Source organism: Streptomyces beijiangensis, from assembly GCF_017315755.1.
GTDB lineage: Bacteria > Actinomycetota > Actinomycetes > Streptomycetales > Streptomycetaceae > Streptomyces > Streptomyces beijiangensis.
Genome location: NZ_JAFLRJ010000573.1, coordinates 1 through 5,714, shown reverse-complemented (window position 1 = coordinate 5,714; position 5,714 = coordinate 1). Strand labels below are relative to the sequence as shown.

Genomic DNA, 5,714 nt, shown 5'->3' with positions numbered 1-5,714 from the left:
CGGCCGGCTCGATCATCGGGTGCGGCCGGCCGTACGCACTCCTTGGCTGGTGGCCGCGCTGCGCGACCCGTCGACGGCCGTCGTGGTCGTGGACGTCGTCCTCGGCCACGGCGGCGCGGACGATCCCGCCGGCGCGGTCGCGGAGGTGGTGGCGGCCGAACTGGGCGCGCTGCGCACGGCAGGAGCCCCGCCACCGGTGGTGCTCGGCTTCGTCGTGGGCACGCCCGATGACCCGCAGAGCCTCCACGGACAGGTGCGGGCGTTGCAGGAGGCGGGTGTCCTGGTTCTCGACAGCAGTACGACGGTCGCCGAGACCGCCGCCGCCATCGTGGCAAAGATCGACGGAGGTGCTCTGTGAGCCGGACCGGTGGACTGTTCCTGGGAACCGACCCGCACCTCGTGAACGTGGGTCTTGAGTCGTTCGCCGCTCCCCCGCGCGCCGCAGGAGCCCGCGTCACCTCCGTCGACTGGCGCCCACCCGCCGAGGGGGACAGCGAACTCGCCCTGAAACTCGCACGGTTGACGGCCCACCCCTTGACAGAGGCCGCCAACGCCGAGGCACTGCGACGCATTCTGGACGTGACACCCCTGTGGACGGACGTCGTCACGGCACGTGAAGCGCTGCCCGTCCTCGCGGGGCCGGAGAAGGTGCTGCTGCACGCCGGGCCGCCGCTCGCATGGGAGCAGATGTGCGGGCCCATGCGAGCGGCAGTGGTGGGCGCCGTACTCCTGGAGGGATGGGCGGAGACTCCGACCGCTGCCGAACAGCTCGCCGCATCGGGAGCCATCGCCTTCGCCCCGTGTCACGACCACGACGCCGTCGGCCCCATGGCGGGCATCATCTCGCCTTCCATGCCGCTGCTCGTGGTCGAGGACGCGGTGAGCGGGCGGCGCGCCTACAGCAACCTCAACGAGGGCGGCGGTCGCTGCCTGCGCTACGGCGCGCTCGGCGAGGACGTCATGGACCGGCTGCGCTGGATGGGAGAGCGTCTCGCACCCAGCCTGCGTGCGGCGCTGCGCTCGTTGCCGGAGCCGGTGGACCTGCGGGCGGTGACCGCGCAGGCGTTGCAGATGGGCGACGAGTGCCACAGCCGCAACACGGCGGCCAGCGCACTGCTGCTGCGCGCGCTGGCCCCTGCGCTCGCCCGACAGGAGCCGCTCGGCGGGCACGAGGCGCTGGACTTCCTCCAGGAGAACACGTACTGGTTCCTCAACTTCTCCATGGCGGCGGCCAAACTGGCCACCTCCGCGGGGCACGGGGTGGCGCATTCGACGGTGGTCACGACGTTCGCCCGTAACGGCGTCGATGTCGGCATCCGCGTCAGCGGCGGCGGCGACACCTGGCACCGGGCGCCCGCAGCCGACGTGGAGGGGCTGTACTTCCCCGGCTACGGACCGCAGGACGCCAACCCGGACATCGGCGACAGCGCGATCACCGAGGTGTACGGACTCGGCGGCTTCGCCCTCGCGGCGGCGCCCGCGATCGTCGGCTTCGTCGGAGGCACTCCCGAGAGGGCCCTCGCAACCAGCCGCCGGATGGCTCAGATCACCGTGGGCCGCCACCGGGAACTGCGCCTGCCCGGGCTGGACTTCGAGGGCAGCCCCGTCGGGATCGACCTGAGGGCGGTGGCGGACACCGGCGTGGAACCGGTCATCACCACGGGCATCGCCCATCGCGAACCGGGCATCGGGCAGATCGGGGCCGGCCTGACGCGGGCGCCGATGGGGTGCTTCACCAGGGCGCTGCGAGCCTTTCCCGAGCCCCCGGCGGCCGAGCCTCCCCCTCGGTGACCACCGCTGCCGTCAGTACGTCGGTCGCGCCGCTCCTGGCCGGGCCGCCGCGCACCGGGCGCGTCGTCGCCGTCACCCGGCACGCTCTGTACGCGGCCACCGGTGAGGCCGCGCTGCCCGCGATCGCCGTGGTCACCCGCGACGCGGTCGCGGTGCCGTGCGCCCTGGTGCTGGCACAGGCTGCCGGCACTGGGCCGCTGGGCGGCGTGCGGGCGGGCACGGCCGTGCGTTTCGGCGCGGGCCACTTGTCGGCCGGGACGCTGCGCGTCACGGCTGGGGGGTCCTGGGCACCGCCCCGTGTCCAGGGCCTCCTCCCCCGAGGCGTACACACCGAGTGGTTCCGGCAGCTGGTGGATACGACGGCGCTGCCCCTCGCCACCGAAGTCGCGCCGCTGGCAGACGAGTTCGGTCGCGCACTGCGCGCCGGAGACCCTCCGCGCCTGTGGGCCGCGGCACTCGCACTGCTCGGCGCCGGGCCCGGTCTCACCCCGTCCGGCGACGACGTGCTGTGCGGTGTGTTGCTCGCCCGCCACGCACTGGGGCGGCCGGTGCCGGAGGCCCTCATGGACGCGGTCGCCCTGGCCGAGGAGCGAACACCCCTGGTTTCGGCGGCACTTGTGCTGCACGCCGCGCGCGGCGAGTGCGTACCGCAGGCTGCCGCACTGCTGCGCGCGCTGGCCGCCGGACACGACGCGGCCCCCGCACTGCGGGGGCTGCTCGCCGTGGGCCACCATTCCGGCAGTGATCTCGCCCGGGGGCTCGCACTGGGACTGGCGGCTCCGTAGGTCAGGAGGGCTCGGGGCTCACCGTCTCGCCGGTACGCGACTGCGGCACCGGAGACGCCGCCTGTGACACCTCCTCCCGCACGGGGAAGGTGAGGCGCAGGGACAGGTACGCGAAGACCGGCCCGAGCGCATTCATGGCGACGACGCTCACCCAGGCTGCCCACGCGTTGCCCGGGTCGTAGCCGAAGCCGCCGAAGAACGTGGCGAAGAAGCTGGCGAACCCGAAGAACATGCCGGGGACGAGGGCCAGGAGCTTGAGCCGGCCCGCGTACATGAGGGCCGAGTTGAGTACGAGAATGACGAGAGCCTGCATGAGATTGCGGGCGAACCGGCCCTCGCCGAGGGCGGTTCCGAAGTGCTCCTCGATGAGCACGATGACGAGGGCGAACGCGGACCCGGCGGGCATGGCGAGCCACAGCCGCTTGGCGTTGGTGAGGCTCGGACCGCCGAGCAGGAACGTACCCGCCCAGGAAATGAAGATCGCCCAGGGCGGGAGGTGAAGGGCGTTGCCGCCTATGAAGGCGGTGGCGCCTGCGAGCAGGGATGCGACGATCTCGTGCGGTATGCGTTCGCGCATGACGGACTCCTGTTGAGGATGCCGGAGGACCCGGAGGGTCTGGGGATGCGTACGGCCCGTGGTGCGGGCGCGTCGGGCGAACGAGCCGAGACGTGCGTGCGGGTGCCGAAGTACAGGGGCTGCGAAGTGGTGCGACGGCGAAGTGCTGCGACGGCCGTCAGGCCGCGGGGGCGTTCACCAGCTGCCGGGTGCGGGTGCTGCGGGCCACGATGCGGCCCGCCTTGATGACATAGGCGCGTTCGGGGCGGTCGAGGACGATGTCGTCGTAACGGGTGGTGTCGAGGACCACCAGGTCGGCGATGGCTCCTTCGCGTACGCCGTAGTGTTCCGCGATGCCGATGACGCGTGCGGCGTCGTACGTCACCATGCGCAGGACGCGGCGCAGGTCGGCGGGGCCGGAGAGATGGCCGGTCTGGGCGAGGAGCAGGGCGATGTCGAGCAGGTCGCCGGTGCCGTAGGGGGTGAAGGCGTTGCGGATGTTGTTGGTGGCGGTGGCGGTGACGACACCGGCGTCCCACAGTTCGCGGACCGGGGCGACACCGCGTCGCACCGCTTGGGTGTCGATGCGTCCGCCCAGATGGAGGTCGGTGGCGGGAAGCGGCACGACGTTGACACCATGGGACGCCAACTTGGCTGCGGTGGCAGCCCGTTCGAGCGGTGGGCGGCCCGAGAGGGACGTCATGTGACCGAGGGTGACCCGGCCGCCGAGGCCCCGGCGCCGGGTGGCATCGGCGATGTACTCCGCCATGGTGTAGCGGGGATCACCCGCGTCGTCGGCGAAGTCGGCGTGCAGGTCGGCGGGGACGTCGTACTCGGCGGCGAGATCCAGTACGAGATCGACATGGCGACGGCAGTCCTCGACGGAATCCTCCTGATAGGAGCAGCCGCCGACGACATCGGCCCCTGCGGTGAGCGCGGCACGCAGGAGCTTCTCGGTGCCGGGCGATCGCACGATCCCCTCCTGGGGGAAGGCGACGATCTGGATATCGATGAACTGACGGTATTTCTCCCGGAGTTCGAGCAGCACCTCGACCCCGAGAAGGCCCGCGACCGGGTCGACATCGGGGTGGGCGCGCAGGGTGGTGGTGCCGTTGAGAATCGCTGACTCGATGACGCGCCGGGAGCGGTCGTACACGTCGTCGTGACCGAAGCCGCGCTTGAGGTCGAGCGTGACGGCGATGGCATCGGCGAGGGTGGTGCCGCGTGGGGAGCCCAGGCCGTCCAGGAGGGCCTTGTCGGGGTGGATGTGGGCCTCGACGAAGCCGGGGAGGACGATGCGTCCGGCGCAGTCGATGCTCTCGTACGGCCTGTCCGTGCCCGTTCCTGGTGGACGGACGGCGGTGATGCGGCCGGCCTCGACGACGATGTCCGAGGTCCTCGTGGCGTCCTCGACGCGCGCGTCGCGCAGGATGAGGTCGGTCATGGGGTGCCTTCCGTGCCGGCACACACGGCGGATGCGGTGGTGTCACTCATGAACTCGCCTTTCTGGAGGGGGATTTCGCTCGGCAGTTCGCCGATGTCGGATTTACGGATCAGGCAGTGCACGCCCTGCACCTGGTCGACGACCTGGGAGATTTCGAGGTCGGCCGCCGCGCTCAGGTACGCGTACGCGCTCGCCGCGTCCATGCCGACCCGGGAGGTCAGGAACGTGAGTGCGGCGCGCACGGCCGCCCGCATCGCCTCGTTGAGGTCCTCGTGCAGGCCGATGGCCACCCAGTGCGTTTCGCTCTCGCCGAACGGGGTGTCGATCAGCCCGACCGCCCGCCGGGCGGCGGCGCCCTTGAGGACGGTGAGGCGGAACGTGGCGCGCAGCGGCGCCTCGAGGGCGGTGAGCGCCACCTCGCCGTTGCCCTGGGCGTAGTGCGGGTCGCCGGTGTAGAAGCCGGCGCCCTCGACCTGGACGGGGAGGTAGAGGGCGGTGCCCGTGTCGAGGACCTTGACGTCGAGATTGCCGCCGTGGCGGCCGGGCGGCACCGTGCTCAGCGGCTGTTCGTCCGCCGGGGTGACTCCCATGACGCCCATGAAGGGGCGCAGCGGGAAGCGGGCGGCGCGGCCTGTCGTCCCGTACGGGATGACGCCGAGCGGCCGTCCTTTGCCGTCGACCTGGACTTCGCAGAACGTGGACACCGCCCCGGAGGGCAGCCGCCGGGTGGCGGCCGATTCAGCGGTGTCCGGGGCCGGGAAGGAGTCGGGCAGCGCTCCCCTGCCGTGGCGGCTGGAGACGATGCCGTAGTCCGCGCGGCGGTAGAGGGACAGGGTCTCCACTTTGAGGAGGTCGCCGGGGGCCGCACCGGTGACGGCGATCGGGCCGGTGACGACATGCGGCCCGTCGGCGTCCGGGTCACGCTCGAGTGCGGACGAGGCGATGTCGCGGGCGTCGGTGAGCACGTCGCGCTCGGCGACTCCGTACGCGCCGAAGAAGCGGACCGGGTCCCGGCCCTGATCCTCCAGGATGCCCTCGTGGGAGACGGTGTCGACGGTGACGGTCGCCCTGTCGCCGACCATGAGAACGGGGCTGGTGCCGGGGTGCGGGAGTGTCCCCCAGCGGGCGGTCTTGGGGG

General features: G+C 72.1%; 5 protein-coding genes and 1 pseudogene. 3 read left to right on the top strand and 3 right to left on the bottom strand.

Features of this window, described 5'->3' with window-relative positions; translation table 11 throughout:
* The 3 genes and pseudogenes from J0695_RS36925 to J0695_RS45305 all read left to right on the top strand — a co-directional run.
* Nucleotides 1-358, top strand: a pseudogene (locus J0695_RS36925) (acyl-CoA synthetase FdrA); the annotation flags it as partial.
* A complete protein-coding gene (locus tag J0695_RS36920) occupies nucleotides 355-1,791 on the top strand; it encodes a YlbE family protein (RefSeq protein WP_307798879.1) in 1,437 nt (478 codons plus the stop codon). The pseudogene J0695_RS36925 and the gene J0695_RS36920, both read left to right, overlap by 4 nt.
* Entirely contained in the window at nucleotides 1,788-2,576 is a 789-nt protein-coding gene (locus J0695_RS45305) for an oxamate carbamoyltransferase subunit AllH family protein (RefSeq protein WP_206969128.1), read from the top strand. Before J0695_RS36920 ends, J0695_RS45305 begins: the two co-directional genes overlap by 4 nt.
* A gap of 1 nt (nucleotide 2,577) precedes the next feature.
* Here J0695_RS45305 and J0695_RS36910 read toward each other — a convergent pair whose 3' ends face one another.
* From J0695_RS36910 to J0695_RS36900, 3 genes are all read right to left on the bottom strand, one after another.
* Entirely contained in the window at nucleotides 2,578-3,153 is a 576-nt protein-coding gene (locus tag J0695_RS36910; RefSeq protein WP_206969127.1) for a DUF1097 domain-containing protein, read from the bottom strand.
* 157 nt (nucleotides 3,154-3,310) lie between these two features.
* Nucleotides 3,311-4,576 (bottom strand): amidohydrolase family protein, encoded by a 1,266-nt coding sequence (locus tag J0695_RS36905; protein ID WP_206969126.1) that lies wholly within the window; start codon nucleotides 4,574-4,576, stop codon nucleotides 3,311-3,313.
* A partial coding sequence (locus J0695_RS36900) for an acetamidase/formamidase family protein (RefSeq protein ID WP_206969125.1) occupies nucleotides 4,573-5,714 on the bottom strand: 1,142 nt, incomplete at its 5' end. The genes J0695_RS36905 and J0695_RS36900, both read right to left, overlap by 4 nt.